This window comes from Vibrio sp. T13N (genome assembly GCF_032970445.1).
In the GTDB taxonomy this organism is placed as follows: domain Bacteria; phylum Pseudomonadota; class Gammaproteobacteria; order Enterobacterales; family Vibrionaceae; genus Vibrio; species Vibrio diabolicus.
In genome coordinates this window covers 272,133-292,312 of sequence record NZ_JAWJYE010000004.1, presented here as the reverse complement: position 1 = coordinate 292,312, position 20,180 = coordinate 272,133, and the positions used below count along the sequence as shown (strand labels likewise).

General features: G+C 43.7%; 16 protein-coding genes and 1 tRNA gene. 7 read left to right on the top strand and 10 right to left on the bottom strand.

Annotation, left to right across the window (positions count from 1 at the left end; genetic code table 11):
* Nucleotides 1-31: 31 nt before the first annotated feature.
* Entirely contained in the window at nt 32-1,999 is a 1,968-nt protein-coding gene (locus R2S67_RS08905) for a DNA topoisomerase III (protein ID WP_317343353.1), read from the top strand.
* 44 nt (nt 2,000-2,043) lie between these two features.
* On the opposite strand, the gene R2S67_RS08900 is transcribed toward R2S67_RS08905, so the two are convergent.
* Both R2S67_RS08900 and R2S67_RS08895 read right to left on the bottom strand, forming a co-directional pair.
* Nucleotides 2,044-2,250, bottom strand: coding sequence for a hypothetical protein (locus tag R2S67_RS08900; RefSeq protein WP_114323304.1), 207 nt, complete (start codon nt 2,248-2,250; stop codon nt 2,044-2,046).
* A gap of 184 nt (nt 2,251-2,434) precedes the next feature.
* The gene (locus R2S67_RS08895; RefSeq protein WP_317343351.1) at nt 2,435-3,124 is read right to left on the bottom strand and encodes an SDR family oxidoreductase; all 690 of its coding nucleotides are present in this window, start codon (nt 3,122-3,124) and stop codon (nt 2,435-2,437) included.
* Between the two features lie 271 nt (nt 3,125-3,395).
* Between R2S67_RS08895 and R2S67_RS08890 the strand changes: the two genes are divergently transcribed.
* Nucleotides 3,396-4,319 (top strand): histone deacetylase, encoded by a 924-nt coding sequence (locus R2S67_RS08890; protein ID WP_317343350.1) that lies wholly within the window; start codon nt 3,396-3,398, stop codon nt 4,317-4,319.
* A 188-nt stretch (nt 4,320-4,507) separates the two neighbouring features.
* Here the strand turns inward: R2S67_RS08890 and R2S67_RS08885 are convergent.
* The 3 genes from R2S67_RS08885 to R2S67_RS08875 form a co-directional block, all read right to left on the bottom strand.
* A tRNA-Ser gene (locus R2S67_RS08885) sits at nt 4,508-4,598 on the bottom strand.
* Between the two features lie 154 nt (nt 4,599-4,752).
* Nucleotides 4,753-6,561, bottom strand: a complete 1,809-nt coding sequence (locus tag R2S67_RS08880; protein WP_317343348.1) for a DUF3413 domain-containing protein — start codon at nt 6,559-6,561, stop codon at nt 4,753-4,755.
* 22 nt (nt 6,562-6,583) lie between these two features.
* A complete protein-coding gene (locus R2S67_RS08875; RefSeq protein WP_317343346.1) occupies nt 6,584-6,811 on the bottom strand; it encodes a YejL family protein in 228 nt (75 codons plus the stop codon).
* An 85-nt stretch (nt 6,812-6,896) separates the two neighbouring features.
* On the opposite strand from R2S67_RS08875, the gene yejK reads away from it, so the two are divergent.
* From yejK to R2S67_RS08860, 3 genes are all read left to right on the top strand, one after another.
* Nucleotides 6,897-7,895 carry a nucleoid-associated protein YejK gene (yejK, locus tag R2S67_RS08870; RefSeq protein WP_005396521.1) on the top strand — a complete coding sequence of 333 codons (999 nt, stop codon included), beginning with the start codon at nt 6,897-6,899 and terminating at the stop codon, nt 7,893-7,895.
* Nucleotides 7,896-7,977: 82 nt separating this feature from the next.
* Nucleotides 7,978-9,294 (top strand): Hpt domain-containing protein, encoded by a 1,317-nt coding sequence (locus R2S67_RS08865; RefSeq protein ID WP_317343344.1) that lies wholly within the window; start codon nt 7,978-7,980, stop codon nt 9,292-9,294.
* 104 nt (nt 9,295-9,398) lie between these two features.
* Nucleotides 9,399-10,562, top strand: coding sequence for a chemotaxis protein (locus R2S67_RS08860; protein ID WP_104972004.1), 1,164 nt, complete (start codon nt 9,399-9,401; stop codon nt 10,560-10,562).
* 89 nt (nt 10,563-10,651) lie between these two features.
* On the opposite strand, the gene nhaC is transcribed toward R2S67_RS08860, so the two are convergent.
* The gene (gene nhaC, locus R2S67_RS08855; RefSeq protein ID WP_005396525.1) at nt 10,652-12,085 is read right to left on the bottom strand and encodes a Na+/H+ antiporter NhaC; all 1,434 of its coding nucleotides are present in this window, start codon (nt 12,083-12,085) and stop codon (nt 10,652-10,654) included.
* A 430-nt stretch (nt 12,086-12,515) separates the two neighbouring features.
* On the opposite strand from nhaC, the gene asd reads away from it, so the two are divergent.
* Nucleotides 12,516-13,631 (top strand): aspartate-semialdehyde dehydrogenase, encoded by a 1,116-nt coding sequence (gene asd / locus R2S67_RS08850; protein ID WP_005396526.1) that lies wholly within the window; start codon nt 12,516-12,518, stop codon nt 13,629-13,631.
* 55 nt (nt 13,632-13,686) lie between these two features.
* On the opposite strand, the gene R2S67_RS08845 is transcribed toward asd, so the two are convergent.
* Together R2S67_RS08845 and R2S67_RS08840 are read right to left on the bottom strand one after the other, a co-directional pair.
* Nucleotides 13,687-14,550 carry an ion transporter gene (locus tag R2S67_RS08845; RefSeq protein ID WP_005396527.1) on the bottom strand — a complete coding sequence of 288 codons (864 nt, stop codon included), beginning with the start codon at nt 14,548-14,550 and terminating at the stop codon, nt 13,687-13,689.
* Between the two features lie 35 nt (nt 14,551-14,585).
* Nucleotides 14,586-15,224: a YchE family NAAT transporter gene (locus tag R2S67_RS08840; RefSeq protein WP_005396528.1), complete on the bottom strand. Its 639-nt coding sequence runs from the start codon at nt 15,222-15,224 to the stop codon at nt 14,586-14,588.
* 650 nt (nt 15,225-15,874) lie between these two features.
* Between R2S67_RS08840 and adhE the strand changes: the two genes are divergently transcribed.
* Nucleotides 15,875-18,577: a bifunctional acetaldehyde-CoA/alcohol dehydrogenase gene (gene adhE, locus R2S67_RS08835; protein ID WP_012841564.1), complete on the top strand. Its 2,703-nt coding sequence runs from the start codon at nt 15,875-15,877 to the stop codon at nt 18,575-18,577.
* A 141-nt stretch (nt 18,578-18,718) separates the two neighbouring features.
* Here the strand turns inward: adhE and R2S67_RS08830 are convergent, their stop codons facing one another.
* A complete protein-coding gene (locus tag R2S67_RS08830; RefSeq protein WP_046874522.1) occupies nt 18,719-19,402 on the bottom strand; it encodes an SDR family oxidoreductase in 684 nt (227 codons plus the stop codon).
* A 191-nt stretch (nt 19,403-19,593) separates the two neighbouring features.
* Nucleotides 19,594-20,097 carry a VC2046/SO_2500 family protein gene (locus R2S67_RS08825; protein ID WP_012841566.1) on the bottom strand — a complete coding sequence of 168 codons (504 nt, stop codon included), beginning with the start codon at nt 20,095-20,097 and terminating at the stop codon, nt 19,594-19,596.
* Nucleotides 20,098-20,180 lie beyond the last annotated feature (83 nt).

Here is a 20,180-nt window from a genome sequence, read left to right as displayed (position 1 = left end):
TGGCCCTAATTATATTTATTTCCAAAACGTTATGTCTCGTCTGTTTATTGCTGAAAAACCAAGCTTAGGCCGTGCGATTGCCGCTGCTCTGCCAAACCCTCAAAAGAAAGATCAAGGATTCATCCGCTGTGGGAACGGGGATATCGTTACTTGGTGTATCGGCCATTTGCTCGAACAAGTCGAACCTGACGCTTACGATGAGCGTTATAAAAAGTGGAATATGGCAGATTTACCAATTGTTCCGCAGCAATGGCAGCTCAGACCGAGGAAAAGCGCAAGTAAGCAATTAACAGTGATTCGTAAATTGCTCAAAGAAGCTAACGAAGTCATTCATGCAGGAGACCCTGACCGCGAGGGGCAGCTGTTAGTTGATGAAGTTCTCGACTATTGCAAGTTATCTAAAACCAAGAAGGAATCCACACAGCGTTTGCTGATTTCCGACTTGAACTTACCTGCGGTTAAACGCGCACTCAGTTCTATGCGCAGTAATCGCGAGTTTATCCCACTTTCAGTTTCTGCATTGGCCCGCTCTCGGGCTGATTGGTTGTATGGCATGAACATGTCTCGTGCTTATACCTTGCTTGGTCAAAAAGCAGGGTATCAAGGTGTTCTCTCGGTAGGGCGAGTGCAAACGCCAGTTCTTGGCTTAGTGGTGCGTCGTGATGAGGAAATCGAAAACTTTGTCCCGAAGGACTATTTTACCCTACATGCTCTGATCCCATATCAAGATGCCAATGGTACTTTTGATATTCGTGCTCGTTGGAAGCCAAGTGAGGCATGCAAGCCTTGGCAGGATGAAGAAGGGCGAGTGTTAAACCGTAAGTTAGTGGAAAACGTTGCAAACCGTATTGCAAATCAACCCGCGAAAGTGACGGAGTCGGAACAAAAGCAAACCAAGCAATCAGCACCATTACCTTATTCATTATCTGCTTTACAGATCGATGCAGCGAAGCGCTATGGTATGAGTGCGCAACAAGTACTAGATACTTGTCAGGCATTGTATGAAAAGCACAAGCTGATCACTTATCCACGTTCAGATTGTCGCTATTTACCGATGGAACACTACTCACAAGCAGAGATGGTGACAACAGCTATTGCGAATAACGCAAAAGAGCTGCAAGGTGCCGTTCAGGGAGCAGACTTAACATTAAAGTCCAAAGCTTGGAATGATAAAAAAGTGGATGCGCACCATGCGATTATCCCTACACCAAAACAAGCTAATGTGAATGCGCTTTCGGGCAATGAGATGAAAGTGTATCAATTGATTGCGCGCCAGTATCTCATGCAGTTTTATCCGGCGGCGGTTTACGCAGAAGCGAAATTGGTTTTCGATATCGCTGGTGGTACGTTTATCGCGAAAGGTCGTCAGTTAGTTTCGCCGGGTTGGAAAGCGCTAATGGGCAAAACTGACAAGGAAGATGAAGGTATTGATGCCGTTCCACCGTTACCCGAAGGCACCGTGTTAACTTGTCGTGAAGGGGAAATAAAAGACCGAAAAACCGAGCCACCAAAGCACTTTACCGAAGCATCGCTGTTGCAAGCGATGACCGGGATCGCCCGTTACGTTGCGGATAAAGAACTGAAAAAAATCCTTCGTGATACTGATGGGCTAGGTACGGAAGCGACTCGCGCTGGTATTTTGGACACGCTGTTCAAACGCCAACTGCTCACGCGTCAAGGTAAATCAATTCTCAGCTCTCCTGCGGGAAGAGGTCTCATTCATGCCTTGCCACAGGATTCAACGTACCCAGATATGACGGCTCATTGGGAGCACCAGTTACAAGGTATGGCAGAGAGAAATCAGGCATATCAGCCGTTTATGCAAGCACTAGAGCAACGCATTGATGGTTTGATGGCACAAGTAAAAGCAGGGCCGATCCCTGATTCATTGCGTCATCTACCCAAGGTGGAACGTCCAGCGTTTAAACGTAAAAAGCGTAGTTATTCAAAGAGTGGTGGCGCGGCTAAATCTCGTGCAACCAAAGGTAAGCGGGCATAGGACAAGCGCGGCGTAATTAAACACCGCGCATGCTTGAAAATAGATTACTCGAACAGGTCACCGTGGTTTTGGATCGCGCCTCTTACTTCTCCTTGAGTTAACACGCGTTTGTCCAGTACCTCTTTCACCTGCTTGCCCAAGTCAACTAATGTATCTCGATTCGCTTGAGTTTGGCGTTTACCAGCACTTCTCAAGCAGTAGTTTAGCTCGTGCTCTTCGCTAAAATTAACCAAATCCCTATCTGCTGCCATCGTGCCTTCTCCTTAATTGTTCTACTTTTTCATAAGTCTGGATTGGATATAGATAAATTCAAGTTAGATTGCGCGAATTATGCTGGTGGATCACCGGTGAACATTATGTTTGCCAACCAAGTCACGATTATGAAGCCTAGCTTAGATGTTATTTGATTTTATTGATGGTTGTTTCTTAACGCCGCTACCAAGGTAGCTCAGTACCATCGTAGTTAATAAATCGACCTGAAAGTTGCAGTGTACTCAGCTCTATCACGTTCGCGAGGCCCTGTGCGGAGGTTTGCGTATCTATCAATGCATTTGGTCCGCCCATTGCCGTTTTTACCCAACCAGGATGAAGCGCTAAAACGGTAAATCCTTCAGGTGTTAAATCATTGCTCAAGCTTTTAACAACCGAGTTTAGCGCCGCTTTCGATGAACGATAAATATAACCGCCACCGGACGTATTTTCCGTCATGCTCCCCACTTTTGATGAGATACAAGCAATCTTTTTCATCTTGCCTTGTTGTAAGCGAGGGTAACAGTGCTCAACCAGTTTTAACGGTGCAATGGTGTTTACTTCGAAGACTTTACGCCATTCTTCTACGTCAGTGTTTCCAAAGCCATATCCCTTGGGGCCGTAATATCCTGCATTATTGATGAGTAAGTCGATGGCAGGGAGTTTATCGGCAAGCTTAGCGACTTGTTCGTAGTGAGTGACATCCAGTTCGTGCAAAACCAGATTGCTGAATTGTGAGGCTAGAGTTTGTAGTTCTGAACTGTTCTTTAAGGAACGACTGGTAGCATGTACTTGGTGGCCTTGCTTCAGGTACAGCTCAGTTAAGCTAAGGCCAATGCCGCGATTTGCTCCAGTAATAAAGACGGTTTGACTCATACAAACACCTATATTTTTTTGATTTCAGTTGGAAGTCATTGTGTTAGCTAAGAGCAATAAAATCAACCAGCCACCACGCACCAACAACGAGAGATGAAAATAGGGACAGAGCACAAAGAGAGCCAAACAGTGCACCGAGAATAGCAAAGAAAGTAGAATCCATATGTATATTAAATTTAATTGATATTGAAAATCATTATCAATTAAATTACTTTTTATTCAACCCTTGAAGTTGATACTATTTCGCTACGATTGTTATTAAGAATTTCTCATGCTGCCATTTATCTACCACCCGATTTATTCTCAACTTGAGTTGCCAGAGGGGCATCGTTACCCAATTATGAAATACCAGTACCTCTATGAATCGGTATTGGTGCATATGGAGAAAGATAACTGGAAAGAACACGTGCAGTTTTTCCAGCCAGAAGCATTAACTGTTGAGGAAGTAAAACGTGTTCATGACCAGGAATACGTCGACTTGCTAGTGAATGGAAACATGCCAGCTGCGAAGATGCGCCGAATAGGTTTTCCTTGGAGTGAGTCTCTCATTACCAGAACGCTAACTTCAGCAGCGGGCACGGCTTTGACCGCAAAAAAGGCACTTGAGTACGGTGTGGCCATTCATTTGAGTGGTGGGTATCATCACGCACACAAAGAGTTTGGCAGTGGTTTTTGTTTATTTAATGACTTAGTGATCGCGGCTAGGCAAGCACTCGAAGTTGAGCATGTCGATAAAGTATTGATCATTGACAGTGATGTTCATCATGGGGATGGAACAGCAACTTTGTGTAACGATGAGCCAGATATCATCACGCTTTCTTTCCACTGTGATAAAAACTTCCCAGCGAGGAAGCCTCAGTCTGACCTCGATGTGCCTTTGGTGCGAGGAACAGGTGATGAGGATTTTTTAATGGCGTTTAAAGAAGTGGTCGATATGGCACTTAATCTTCATCGCCCTGATTTAGTTATCTACGATGCTGGTGTCGATATACATCAAGACGATGAGCTTGGATATTTTGATGTGTCGACTCAAGGGATTTTAGAACGTGATAGATTTTTAATGCAAACAGTGAAATCTCGAGGTATCCCTGTCGCAGCTGTCGTTGGAGGTGGATATCGAACGAATCATGCTGACCTCGTCCCAATCCATTTGCAGCTTATCAATGCCGCTAAAGAAGTCTTTATTGATGAGTAGATACAACTAGATGTAAATATCAAATTGATTCAACACTGGAACGAACGAAAAGGGCATTAATTTTTTGTGGGTTCTTTCGGAGTGTGGCGGAGTGCTTAGTTGCGTTCAAAGAAGGGATTTGTACTAATCTTTTCAATTCTGGATATACGAAAAAGCCCGCTAATTTCTTAGCGGGCTTTTTCTAAATGTGGCGGAGAGATAGGGATTTGAACCCTAGATACGCTATTAACGTATGCCGGTTTTCAAGACCGGTGCTTTCAACCACTCAGCCATCTCTCCGTTGTTGAGGCGCATAATATAAGGCTTTGAAAATGTTGTAAACCCCTAGTTGAACTGATTGGATGTTTACTGCGCAAATTTGTGGTTTGTGTTGTTTAAATAAACAAAAACTCCCCAAAAAGGGGAGTTTGAATAGTGTATGGATTGCTAGGTATTAATCGTTTTTAGAATAAAAACGCTGTAACTCAGTTAAACCTTGCATCAAAACTGGCAACTTCGGTGCATCATCTCGAAGTCGTTTGTAATTTTTGTCATACAACTTGTAGTTGCCAAACTTATCGATCACTGTGGTTTGCGAGCTAGTAATTAAGGCAAGCTCACGAGTGTCACCCGCTAGGATCCAACGGCGACGACTTTCGTCAAATAGGTTACGACCACTACTGTAATCATATGGGTTGGAAGATACACCGAGCATATCCTGCAACAACGTGACCGAAAGGTCCAAGTGGCTTGTGCTGTGATTAAATTCACCAGCCAACATTCCTGGCCATTGGATTACCATAGGAACTTGTAACTGATAACGGCTGTAGTTGCTGTTTGCGCCCCAGCTGTTCGTATTGGTTTCGTTAAACTCACTACCGTGATTAGAAGTGATAATCACGATGGTGTTTGTCAATAGTCCATTTTTTTCAAGCTCATCAATAATACTAGCGACGGTTTTATCCGCTGATTTCACCGCATATTCATAAGCTTTTTTGAAGCGATCACTTGCGGACATTTCTTCGTCATTATGTGAAGGGATCGATTCAAAATTATCAACGGTGGTGACTTCGATGTAACTAAACCATGGTTGACTCGCTTTCTCTGTTAACCATGTATTCCAGTTCGCGATAGATTGCTTATCGGTATGAGCTTGCGTGCCATTGAGGTCTTCCGCTAGTTTTAAGTCGCGGAAAATAATCTCTGAGTAGAGATCATCTTCAAACCCGCTGCCACTGAATAGGCCGAAGTTGTAACCCTGATCTTTCAGTACATCGAGTAACACTGGCGAAGCACCTTGCGCCTTGATGCTTGAGGCGTAACTGGTTGGTAAGCCGTAGAACAAACCAAAAGCCCCGTAAGTATCATTACTTGAACTGTAATGATTACGGAAGTTCTGATTGTTTTCGGCAAACTCATAGAGGTTAGGCATCTCTTCTGGATTCAGCGCGTCTGCACGCAGGTTATTTACGCTGATCATCAACACGTTGAGCTTATTGACTCGACGGTTAAACTCTAGCTTTTCTAGAGGGTAATTGACTAACTCTACGTTGCCTTCATTTTCCGCTAAGCGTTTTAGGTATTCCTCACGGTCAAGTAGACCATGTTTTTCCATAAAGCTCTTCGCCGTCATCGGATAAGACAATGGGAAGTTTGAACGCTGACTGGTAATTGGATTGTAGAAGTATGCATCTGCCCAAATATAAACCAAATGGCTGGTCATAAAGCTGAGGAAAAATACAGCTGCTAGAGGACGTCCTACGTGCTTATGAGATAGTTTGCGCTGTTTTCGCCATACCCATTCGGATAGAGCGAGCTGAATAAGGAAGATCAGCGGCATTACAACAAACAGATGTTGTAGATCAGTGCTGAGTGCACTTTTATCTTCGCTGAATAGTAACTCCCAAACGACAGGAGTTAAGTGCAAATTGATCGACTGATACGCTTGGGTATCAATCAATAATATGGTTTGCCCAACGGTCGCGAAAATCACTGCCACCAAACGGAACAATTTCCGCGATGGCAGGATAAACGTTAACGGGAATAGAACGAGCAAGTAAAGCGCGAAAACTAGAAAGCCAAAGTGACCAACCCAAGAAACCGCCAGATAAAACTGACCAAGTAACGTCTCGGGCCAAGGAGACTGAACAATGTAGCGTGTGCCTATCAACATCGATGCAACGATATTGAAGAATGCAAACCAGTGACCCCAACCAACCAGTCGAGATACACGTTCGCCGTATGAGTTTCCGCTGTCTACCATGTATGTGTTCTATTGTCCGTTATTAGTGTGTTTTTGGTGTTTCTAAAGAAGACATCAGCGCCTGAGCAAATTTTTCAGCAATCGCTTTGCGTTGTGAAGYAGCAACACGTTGATTTAAGACATTGGTTGCGATATTTCCGGCAATCATTAGCGTCAACTCAGGAGAAGCAGCGTGTTTTTCAAGAACTGTTGCTACTTCAGCAAGAATTTTCTCTACTTGCTCGTCAGTATATTTAGATGTAATCGGCATAAAGACTCTAATAATGATAGTAAAAGCGGCTTATGATAACCTACAATGCCCATCAACTAAAACCTTGTAGCAAGATAAAATCACTATGAGCCTTCATCTTTCAAACGTTATTCTGCATCAACTGTGCAAAAACGATCAGGACGAGCTAGTTGTAAACTTTCGTCCAGCATCATTAGAGAACGATGCATCTACTGAAAACTTAGTCGCTGAGCTTCACCGAGTATTCCATTCTAAAGCTGGTAAAGGTTTTGGCTCTTTCCAGTCAGACAGCGAATTTCAATTTTGGCTTCAAGAAATGCGCAAAGGAGAGCGAGATTTTTACGACTTCTCACAAATTAGTGCAAATCGCCTGAAAGAAGAGTTGATTAAGTACCCATTTGCGGATGAAGGTATTTTGGTTTTCGCTGAGTATCAGAGTTTAGCAACGGACTACTTGTTCATCGGTATCTTACCAATGAACCAAAGTTTAAAAGTGACCGAAGGTTTGGACATCAGTGCGACGGATTACCTAGATATCACCAAAATGGATATTGCGGCACGCATTGACTTGTCGAGCTACGACACTGACAAGGAATCCAATCGTTACTTGCAATACATCAAGGGACGCGTCGGCCGTAAAGTGGCGGATTTCTTCCTAGATTTCCTGCAAGCGGACATCGGCTTAGATACTAAACAACAAAACTTAGTGTTAATGCAGGCGGTGGATGATTTTTGTGCTGATTCGAAGCTAGAAAAGCAAGAAGTGAATGAGTACAAGAAACAAGTTTACGATTACTGCAATGAGCAAATTAAATCTGGTGATGAGGTTCAAATCTCAGAGCTTTCTGGAGAGCTTCCTCCAAGCCAAGATGGCACAAGCTTTATGGATTTCACCAAAGAGCAAGGGTACGAGCTTGAAGAATCTTTCCCTGGTGACCGTGCGACGGTTCGCAAGCTGACTAAATTTGTTGGTGCTGGCGGTGGCTTGAATATTAGCTTTGATAGCCTATTGCTTGGCGAGCGTATTTTTTATGACCCAGAGACGGATACCTTAACGATTAAAGGTACGCCACCAAATCTAAAAGATCAGTTGAGTCGCAACTAAAACCATATCGTCAAATTAAGAGAGCCAATGGCTCTCTTTTTTTATGTGAATAAGAAACATCCATAGTATATGCTTGTAATTAATGGAGATATGCGAGGGGCGAGTGTTGCTGAAGCTAAAAGAAGGAATGAGGCGGTTTGTTTGGTTCTGGTTCGTTTTATGGTGTGTTTTAGCGCTAGGGATTTGGTTGCAAGCCAAACAAACGATTCAAACCATTTCAACGGTGAATGAGCTAGGAAGCAAAGTTGAAGAAGTCAGACATTTTTTTAACTTTGATCTGCCTTATCGTGTTAAGCACGTCGACCAAGTTTCACTAAAACTTCAGTTAGCCTATGCAGTTCGCTTACAGCTTGAAAGTGAGTTTTCTGAAGGAAAAATCACACCAGATATTACTCAATTGCTTTATGCGACCGATCGATTTTTAGAAAGTGCTCGAGCCTTTGTAGGGAGTGACAGTGAGCTTGTATCATTGGCTGAACAGTTGCGAAGGAGCCGTGCCCGAGCTGAAAACTCTGAGCAAATTCAATCAATGTACTATCGCTTAGGCGCACTTGTTTTGGAGTCTATTTTTAGTGACTCAGCAACGAATAGCGATACTTATCGTGATTTAGACCGACTCTTTATCGAGTCGGACACGCTTTCTCCTCAAGAGCGAAGTGCTTTTCAGCGTCAACTTGCCCAGACTTCAAGCGCGCTATCTGCCAAGGCGCAAGGCAGCTATCTAGTTAATCAACTGCTTAATCCTGATTTCCCGAACCAGTTAACTTCGATAAATGACCAGTTGGAACAAAAGTTGATGACCTTTGTTACTTGGTTGTCAGTAATCAGTGGTTTATTTCTTTCTCTTATTTCATGGGGGCTTTTCTCCCAAAGAACCGTTCAGCCGCTAATACCATCAAGAGCAGACGATAAAGAGTCTGAGCAAGTTGGTGGGTCTTATGTTGTTTTTTCTGCTCAGTCCGAAAGCGCTCAAAACAGCCAAGTTAACGAACAGAGCCCTAATGAGCCGAACACATCGCAAGTGGAAGTCGTGGAACGTGAGCCGTATATAGATATTAATAAGATGCTGGACTCGCTATCGGGAGATGAAAGCGCGGTGCGAATGTTACTTGAAGTCTTTATTCAGGATCACTCTGGCGATGGTTCAAAAATGCATCGGCTATTAGAAGAGGATAAAGAGCAAGCGCAAAGAGCGGCTCATAGTCTTAAAGGGGTCTCGGGAAGTTTAGGGGCAATGCCATTGCACTGCATTTCGAGTGATATTGAGCTGTTGATTAAACAAGGGCAACAAGTGCCGGAAGAGAAACTGACACGTTTAGATGATGTCCTAAAGCAAACCATACTTTTCGCTAACCACGTTCTCAATAGTGAAAAGATACAAGAAGCGCTAACAGATTGATATTGCTCTGACTTACAATCATCAGAGTTGGGGTATTAAAGGCCCGAACTATATGACTTAGTTCGCTTTATTCCTGTTCCATACAATTTGTTAAAGGTACTTTCATGTCCGTTCGTCGATTGTCTTCAATGATGTTGATAGGGTTGGTTGTGATGCTTTCAGGGTGCTCCCTGTTAGAAGTGAAAATCGAGAGTCAAACCGTCCCTCTTACCAAACAAGAGCTTAATATGCGTCTCCTGACTCGTGAGTATGCGCAACAGTTTTTTGCTCAGGTAGAGCAAGCTGCTGATGCATTGCACGATCAATATGAGCCGCATGATAAAGTCCATCAATCTTATATTTTGCTTTGGAAGATAAATGCTGAAGAAGGTCTTCAAGCCGCAGCATACCAAGTCTCGCCAATGGCAGCACTGATTGATACTTGGACTTTTACGCTACAGATGGATCAATTCTTTACGACTGGCCCTGGTAATGAACTATTTGCGACAGATGAGGCAAAGTTAGTTTCTGCTCACTTAGCGAAAGAGGTGGATAAACTGGCTCAATCTCTGTTGAAACAAGAAGCGTACATCAAGACACAAGCGTTTGTTGCAGAGTTCGTTAAGCAACATCCATTCGCGGACTTAAGTATGATCAGGACGCCAGCTTACCGTGGGTGGTTAGATGCGAATCAAATTAGCGAGGAAGAGGCAGTGACTACGCTAGGTACAATGCCAGAAGCATTAGGGGATGTCTCGGATCGTCTAAGCCTTGTATCAGAACAGACCCCCAAAATTATGACTTGGAAGGCGCAGTTATTAGCATTAAATAGCTCTGCCAGCATCGAAAAAGTTAATGCTGCGCTAAATAGCCTACAAGTTACGGCTGATTCGATGAAGGACTTTATTGATAACAATCCAGAGTACATGCGCTATTTGGCAGAGCAAATGGCGGTAGAGTTACAACCTTTGGTTGACGATATTGACCAAAAAACGCAAGCGCGTTTATCTCAATTGGGTGAGGAGCGCCAAGCTTTAGAGCTGATGGTAGCCAGAGAGCGCCAAGAAATCGCGCAGATCATTACCCATGAGCGTGAGAAGTTTGCTCAAGATATGGACCGAGTCTCGCAGGAAGTGGTCAGTTTAGCGATGACCAAGCTGATTGATCTCGTTAAAAGTACCATTATCTACTTCATCTTGTTCATTGCCGTTATATTCTTTGCACCACTTGGCTTGGGCTATTGGTTTGGTAAGCGTGCAGCAGTGAAAACGCAAGCCAAACAAAGTTAACGTTTGGTTGAGATATAAAAAAGAGCGCTCATGCGCTCTTTTTCTTTGTCTCTCACTCGGAAAGAGAGATTCTCCCTATCTATGCGAACTTAAGCGGTTTGCTGCTTCAGTTCGCCTTCTGCTTGTTCAACTGCTTCCGCCGTTGGTTCGCATTTATCAACAAACCAACCCATGTAGGAGCTGATGATAGTCACAATGATACATACAAAGCTTAGCCACATGAACGGTGCATAAGATAGTGTCGCAACACCCAGAATACTTGCCATGTAGATACCGTTGTCACTCCATGGAACCATACCAGATGTTAATGTGCCGCCGAACTCTGCGTTACGAGACAAGTTCTTACGTTTGTAGCCTAGGCGATCGTAGTTCTTCGCACAGATTTTTGGTGTCAGGATAAGTGAAACGTACATCGCTGAACCAAATACGTTCCCCATAAAGGCTGTACCGATTGTACTTGTTGCCAGTGAACCTGCACTTTGAACGCGTTTTTCAAACAGCTTAGCGATAGTTTCTAACACACCCACTTTATCTAGTAGACCACCAAAACCAAGGCCGAATACGATAACTGCTACTGAGCCAAGCATTGAAGACATGCCGCCACGGTTAAGAATGGAGTCAATGAAATCTACGCCTGAAGAAATCGCAAACGGAGCCCAAGCGGTGTTGAACGCGGTTAGGAAGTCCACATCTTGAATCATTACTGCCCAAATAATACCGAGCAGAGAACCAAAACTGATCACTGGGAATGAAGGCATACGCATTGCTAGAAGTGACAATACGATGATCACAGGAACAAATGAGTAAGGGGTGATGTAGAATTGCTGCTCCATCGCTTTAATTACAGAGTCTACCTGGCTCATGTCAACTTGACCTGCGTAGTGGAAGCCAAATGCAGTAAACATAATGCCTGTAATAATATAGCTAATGAGTGCGATCGGCAGCATGCCTTTAATATGTTCCATCACTTCAACGTTAGACATCGATGAAGCAAGAATCACAGAATCTGATAGAGGCGACATTTTGTCACCAAAGTAACAACCTGAAAGCACCGCACCAGCTGTAATTGGTGCAGGAACGCCAAGGCCTTGGCCAATACCCATCATCGCAATACCAGCAGTACCAGCAGCGCCCCAAGAGGTGCCAGTCGCTAGCGCAGTCAATGAACAGATGATCATGGTTGCGAGCAAAAAGATAGAAGGGTGAATTGCTTTAAGGCCGTAGTAAATAATGGTTGGAACAATACCACCAGATATCCACGTACCAACAAGCGCGCCAACGGCAAGAAGAATTAAGACGGCTCCAAGTCCATTGGAAATGCCATTTAGTGCAGCTTTTTCCAGATCTTTGTACTGATGACCAAGCTTAATGCCTAATATCATGATAATGAACCAACCGATGTACAGCGCTAGCTGGATCGGTAGGTCTAGCTTGGCAGTGAACGAAAATGCCAGCAGTAGAAATAAACCGAGCGAGATAAATACCTGTATCAAGCTTGGTAGGCGTGGTGTAACTTGCTTCATATGTGCCTCTGTCAATCTTGGAGCAATAGAGGAAGGCGCTCCTTGTTGTAATCGCGCATAACATACATTAACAAAAATTATATTTCGAATATTTGGTGTTTTATCTTGATGTTCGTCGGCAAAAACGTTTGCTTGTGAAATTAACTGTTAGTTTGTTTTAACTTTTTTGGTTTTAAATGTTGTGTAATGTGAAATTATTGTGCTTCATGTGTTATTTTATCACTGAGTGGTAAGACCAATTTGGAGTAACAGGGCTTTCCCTACTTGAAAAATGGCCGAAATCGCAAACCAAACACTAAAAAATCTCGTTTAACACGAATTTTCATAGGAAAAGGTTAAAAAACAGGCTTATTTACAAAATAGGGGTTGAGATTTTGATGCGAAAAATTAACTATGGGGTAGGTTTTTTAATACATGGAGAGTTAATACGATGAGAGTTGGTTTAGTTGGTTGGCGCGGTATGGTTGGTTCAGTCCTTATGCAGCGTATGGTTGAAGAGAAAGACTTCGACCTAATCGAACCAGTATTCTACAGTACTTCTCAAGTTGGTATTCCTGCTCCTAACTTAGGAAAAGACGCAGGCTTACTGCAAGACGCGTATGATATTGAAAGCTTAAAACAGCTTGATGCGGTAATTACATGTCAAGGTGGTAGCTACACAGAAAAAGTTTACCCAGCACTTCGACAAGCCGGTTGGAAAGGCTACTGGATTGACGCAGCATCTACGTTACGTATGGCGGAAGATTCCATCATCACGCTTGATCCTGTGAACTTAAAGCAAATCCAACAAGGCATCCACGGTGGCACGAACACATTTGTTGGTGGTAACTGTACGGTTAGTTTAATGCTAATGGGTCTAGGTGGCTTATTCGAGAAAGGCCTTGTTGAGTGGACAAGCGCAATGACGTACCAAGCCGCTTCTGGTGCTGGCGCGCAAAACATGCGTGAACTGATCTCGCAAATGGGCGTTATCAATGACTCTGTAAGTTCCGAACTTGCAAACCCATCAAGCTCTATCCTAGATATTGATAAAAAAGTTGCAGACACAATGCGCAGCGGTTCTTTCCCTACCGATAAATTCGGTGTACCACTAGCTGGCTCGCTTATTCCGTGGATCGATGTGAAACGTGATAACGGTCAGAGTAAAGAAGAGTGGAAAGCGGGCGCAGAGGCAAACAAAATCTTGGGCTCACAAAGCTCGCCTGTGCCAATCGATGGTACTTGTGTCCGTATTGGTGCGATGCGCTGTCACTCTCAAGCTCTCACTATCAAGCTTAAGCAAAATGTCCCAATGGATGAAATCGAAGAAATCATCGCCACTCATAACGACTGGGTTAAAGTGATTCCTAACGATCGTGACATTACTGCGCAAGAACTTACACCTGCAAAAGTAACAGGCACTATGTCCGTACCAGTAGGTCGTCTACGTAAGATGGCAATGGGTGATGACTTCCTAAATGCTTTCACTGTTGGTGACCAACTACTTTGGGGCGCAGCAGAACCATTGCGTCGTACGTTACGCATTATTCTTTCTGAGAAAGCATAATCACATCAATCTTTGTTTGATGACAAAATAAAAGAGCTCCCTAGGGAGCTCTTTTTTATGCTTCGTCTTCTCCACGAACAACGCGTTTGTCAGGATCGGCCAGTTCACTACCACAGTGTTTACAGTAAGTCGCATCAGAGTCGTGCCCGGCGTGAGAACAGTTAGGACACTTCACTAATACTTTGTGCGATTGCATTTCTTGGTGAAGCTCTGCTGTGAAAATACCAGTAGGGACCGCCAAAATTGAATAACCCAACAACATGGTGAGTGAGGCAAGTCCTTTTCCGAGATCTGTTTGAGGTACCAAGTCACCATATCCAACCGTTGTGATGGTCACAATAGCCCAATAAATACTTTTCGGAATGCTAGTAAATCCGTTTTCAGGCCCCTCAATGACAAAAATCAGTGACCCAAAGATCGTGACCATAATGGCGACAGAGCTAAAGAAGATAAAAATCTTTCTGCGCGCCATCAGTAGAGAGCGTAAGAGGATGTTGGACTCTTGAAGATAGCGGACCAACTTGAGTATGCGGAATATTCGCATGACTCGTAGTGCTCTTATTACGCCCATAAAGGAGGCAGAAGGGAAAAACAGTGCTAAGTAAGTAGGTAAAATCGCGAGTAAATCAACGACGCCATAAAAGCTTTTCGCATAGGCGGCTGGTTTTGGAGAGCAATAAAGCCGGAGAAAATACTCAATAGTGAATAAACCGGTAAAAGTGTACTCCAAGTATTTCAGCTCTTTTGCCCACTCGGCGCGTACGGATGGTATTGAGTCTAATACCAGCACGATTAGAGAACTGATAATCGCGATAATGAGTGCAATATCGAAGGTTCGACCAGCTTTGGTATGAGTACCAAAAATGGTGACATAAAGAGTATGTTTGAGAGAGTCAGTCGTCATGACAAAGCGATCCATTGTTGAATCGCTCTATCATACAATTTTATAGAAACTCAGGCTAATCCTGGAAATAAGTTGCGTAAACCATTGGCGATAAACTCAATACCCAATGCGCCTAATATCAAACCCATGATACGGGTAATGACGTTGATACCAGTTTGGCCCAAAAATCGCACGATCAGTGGGGCAGAGCGGAACAACAGCCACGAGCATAGACAGAACAAGCCAATTGTAATGCTGATGCCTACCGTATCAAACATGCTTGGGTAGCGTGCACCGTAAACAATAGTCGAACTGATTGCGCCTGGTCCTGCCATTAGCGGCATCGCAAGAGGAACAACACCGATCTGCTCGCGACTCACGTATTCTGATTTTTCCTGTTTGTTTTGTTTATCTTCCCCCAGTTTACCGCTCATCATCGAGAACGCGATGCTAAGCAGCAGTAGCCCACCTGCAACACGAAACGAATCCAGAGAAATGCTGAACATATCTAATAGTAACTGGCCAGCAAAGAGCGAAATGATCAGGATGATCGCAACAGCCACGTTCGCTGTGGTTGCCGTATTGCGCTTTTCGTCTGGTGTCATATGCCCGGTTAGTGACACAAACACAGGCATGATACCAACAGGGTTTACTGCGGCGACCAAGCCAAGGAAAAACTGCAAGAAGATAGCAAGTTCAAAAGTTTGCATGTTGCGTACTCATTAAAGTTCACATTAGTGAAAAGGAGAAGGGGTAATTTGGGCGTAATGTAAGGCAAAAGTTGGGTTGGAAGAAATGAAAAAAACTAACGCATTTCCTACTGTTTTAGTGAGAAAAACTAATTCTTTAATAAACTGTATCTAATCTGGAAAAGAATTGTTGCGTATAAAGTTTCTGTCAAAGCGTGCTGTTTTACATAAACGTTAACATTCGCACACTTTTGATAAAAACTAAGGTGGTTTGTAGAGAGATGTATTCGGTTCGATATACTCTCAGTAGCACAAGGAATTGGGCCTACATGTAATTTTGTTGGCTAAAAATGAAACTTTTTTACAGGTTGTTGTAGTTTCTTTTATTTATTTGTCTATTTGCTTCTTTTTTGTTCAATGAAAAGTGAAGATTAATTTATTTGTTTATCAGTGAGTTATGTCGTTTTAGTGTGGTGGGGCACCACTTTGGTGGTATTTAGGTCGTGAGAACTGATCCAAGTCAATTTTTTTCACACTCTGAAATATTATACTCAGTCCTGAAAGCAATTTACTAAGACGTTTGTTTTCTAAGTGACTGATAAACAGTAAAAACGATAAGTAATAGCCTTAGTAAAAAGTTTTTAATATTTGTTAATTTTAGGAGATTCCCTATGCCTGTAACTAATATGGCTGAACTAGATGCAATGATTGCTCGCGTTAAGAAAGCGCAAGAAGAGTTCGCTACTTACTCTCAAGAGCAAGTAGACAAAATCTTCCGTGCAGCATCGCTTGCAGCTAACCAAGCCCGTATCCCGCTAGCTCAACAAGCGGTTGAAGAATCTGGTATGGGTATTGTTGAAGATAAAGTAATCAAGAACCACTTCGCTTCTGAGTTTATCTACAACAAATACAAAGACGAACAAACGTGTGGCATCCTAGAAGAGGATGACAACCTAGGTACTATGACTATCGCTGAACCTGTAGGTATCATCTGCGGTATCGTACCAACGACTAACCCTACATCTACAGCGATCTTCAAATCTCTAATCTCTCTGAAGACTCGTAACGGTATCATCTTCTCACCACACCCACGTGCGAAAAACTCGACTAACGATGCAGCTAAACTTGTTCTAGATGCAGCAGTAGCAGCAGGTGCACCAAAAGACATCATCGGTTGGATCGACCAACCTTCAGTTGAGCTATCAAACGCTCTAATGAAACACGATGACATCGCGCTTATCCTCGCAACTGGTGGTCCAGGCATGGTTAAAGCAGCTTACTCTTCTGGTAAACCAGCAATCGGTGTAGGTGCAGGTAACGTTCCTGTTGTTATCGACGAAACTGCTGACATCAAGCGTGCAGTAGCTTCTATCCTTATGTCTAAGACTTTCGACAACGGCGTAGTATGTGCTTCTGAGCAGGCTGCAATCGTCGTTGATGAAGTTTACGATGAAGTGAAAGAGCGTTTTGCTTCTCACAAAGCTTACGTACTAAGCAAAGCAGAAGCTGAAAAAGTTCGTAAAGTTCTTCTTATCGATGGCGCGCTAAACGCGAAAATCGTAGGTCAGCCAGCAGCGGCAATCGCTGAAATGGCAGGCGTTAAAGTTCCAGCAGACACGAAAGTCCTTGTTGGTGAAGGTCTAGGTAAAGTGTCTCACGATGACGCATTCGCTCACGAGAAACTATCTCCAACTCTAGGTCTATTCCGTGCTGACAACTTCGAAGACGCGGTTGCTCAAGCGGTAACTATGGTTGAGATTGGTGGTATCGGCCACACATCTGGTCTTTACACTAACCAAGATACTAACGCTGACCGTATCCGTTACTTCGGTGACAAGATGAAGACAGCTCGTATCCTAATCAACATCCCGACTACTCACGGTGGTATCGGTGACTTGTACAACTTCAACGTTGCGCCTTCTCTAACTCTAGGTTGTGGTTCATGGGGTGGTAACTCTATCTCTGAGAACGTAGGTCCTAAACACCTAATCAACAAGAAAACTGTAGCGAAGCGAGCTGAAAACATGTTGTGGCATAAACTACCTAAGTCAATCTACTTCCGTCGTGGTAGCCTTCCAATTGCTCTAGGCGACCTAGAAGGTAAGAAGCGCGCATTCTTAGTAACTGACCGTTTCCTATTCAACAACGGTTACGCAGATGACGTAGTAAGCCTACTTAAAGCTCAAGGCATGGAAGTTCAAACATTCTTCGATGTTGAAGCTGACCCAACGCTTTCTGTAGTAGAGAAAGGTGCGGCTCAAATGGCTAGTTACCAACCAGACGTTATCCTAGCGCTAGGTGGTGGTTCACCAATGGATGCTGCGAAGATCATGTGGGTAATGTACGAGCACCCAGAAACTCACTTCGAAGAACTAGCAATGCGCTTTATGGACATCCGTAAACGTATTTACAAGTTCCCTAAAATGGGTCAAAAAGCTGAGCTTGTATGTATCACTACAACTTCAGGTACTGGTTCAGAAGTTACACCATTTGCGGTTGTTACTGACGACAAGACTGGTGCTAAATACCCACTAGCTGACTACGAAATCACGCCAAACATGGCTATCGTTGATGCTAACCTAGTGATGAACATGCCTAAGTCTCTAACAGCATTTGGTGGTTACGATGCAGTAACTCACGCTCTAGAAGCTTACGTATCTGTTCTTGCGAACGAATACTCAGATGGTCAGGCTCTACAAGCACTTAAGATGCTAAAAGAATACTTACCTTCAAGCTACGCGAACGGCGCTAACGACCCAATCGCTCGTGAGAAAGTACACAACGCCGCAACTATCGCTGGTGTGGCATTTGCTAACGCATTCCTAGGTGTTTGTCACTCAATGGCGCACAAACTAGGTGCTGAGTTCCACATTCCACATGGCCTAGCAAACGCACTACTTATCTCTAACGTTGTACGTTACAACGCGAACGATAACCCAACTAAACAAACAGCGTTCTCTCAATACGACCGCCCACAAGCACGTCGTCGTTACGCTGAAGTTGCTGACCACTTAGGTCTAAGCCAAGCTGGTGACCGTACTGCTCAGAAAATTGAACGTCTACTAGCATGGTTGGATGAGCTAAAAGTGAACCTAGACATCCCAATGTCTATCCAAGCGGCAGGCGTAGCTGAAGCAGACTTTATCGCGAAACTTGATGAGCTAGCAGTTGAAGCGTTCGATGACCAATGTACTGGTGCGAACCCTCGCTACCCACTAATTAGCGAACTTAAAGATGTGTTAATGGCTTCTTACTACGGTAAAGCATTCGTTGAAGGTGAAACTTTCGAAGGTACAACAGTTATCAAGAAGAAAGCAGACCAAGAAGCAGCGAAAGCGGCGCCTAAAGCAAAGAAAGAAAAAGCTGACGCGTAATTAAGAGTCGTGTGAGTAAGGTTTTCGCTAGCACGAAACCTTAACCGGGAAAAAGTAAAGCCCCAGTCAWWTGACTGGGGCTTTTTTTGTTGAAAGAGTTGAGTAATAGCGATCCGTTTACGCAACAAACACGTTGTCCATTCATACTTCTGTAGCAACCACTCTGCCACTAAAATACTCATTTGATACGATATATGCGGTATTGCGAACCAGTTCATCTTGGATCTCTGCCCAGTGCCTTTCGTTAAGTTCTTCTCTTGTATGGTTTACCGAAGGAATGACGCCACCCACCCGAATATTAAATGGAGTGAGCTCTTTTGCCCAACTGTGAGTAAAACCTGACACCAAAGCAGCCATGCTTTCGACTCCCGTTAAATCTTCATGGCTGTCATGGGAAATGACGTTAACAATTACCCCTTTCTTATTTCTAGCGCGAAATCGTTCGGCTCCCACCTGACCATAGGTGTAGAGGAAACGTGCTGCAGAAGACAAGTGATCAATGTAAGTACTCATAGGTTCGGGAGCCATCAAGCCTGGCATGGGAGAGCTCGTCCAGCAGTTGACTATTACGTCTGGTGTCGCACGCAGCTGCGATTCTATTTGATCAAACAGTAAGTTAATGGACGTTGTGTTATCACTGCACACATTCATCGCATAGACTTTATCTGTGAAGGCACTAATCTGCTCATAGCTCGCTTTTAGAGCGCTAGAGTTTTGGTCACAAAGAATCAACGTCGCTCCAAGGTGAGCAAAGTGACTAGCACAAGTCCTTCCTATAACAGAACCTGCAGACGTGACGAGAATAATTGATTCTTTAATATCCATAACACCTTCACTGTATCCCTGTGTGAAAAAAATACACCAGTGGTTTGTGCTATTAGCATGGTTGAAATTAGAAAGGCTCAGTGTGAAAGACTTCAAACTAACGCTTTTGGATGAGGACTATTGTGCGGTAATTTGTAAGGCGTCACATTTCTGACTGTGGATACTGCAAGCTGTTGGTTGAACAATGATCTCTATACTTGCAGTTGAATTTGATACTGACGTTGAGCCGTCACTAGTTGATTGTATAGCCCTGCATCTGGGATGAGGTTTTTGTTGCGCTCGCCCAATTTACGTCGCTCATGACCGGATAGGTTGTGATAAACGTCTTCAGGAAGATTAAACGTATCTTCCGGCAAGTAGGTCAGGGCGTCTGGTTTCAAGTAGTGACTCAGTTTCGCTGAGGGTAGACCTGCACCGTGGAATTGTTTTGCTTGCTGTGCTGCTAGCTCATAGCTGCTGCTATCAGAACGAAGAGCTTGAGGCGTTGACAATTCAAGTTGTTGACGGAGTATATCTTCGCTAGTGGCTACTTCTTTGATTTCCTCTACAGGTACAACGTCGCGTACATCGTTAGAAAACATTGACAAAATCAGTGCAAAATCGGCACGACGTCCTTCGTGGACAGCATGGTTGATACCATTGCCGAACTGAAGCTCGTTAATAATTGCCGCTTTGTCTAAAGTATGAATTTGCATGAAGTTCCTCGCTCGATGCCATTTTAACGGCGTGTCTGAGAAGAACTTTAGGAAAAAGAAGAGATTAAATTGGAGTTTTTAAG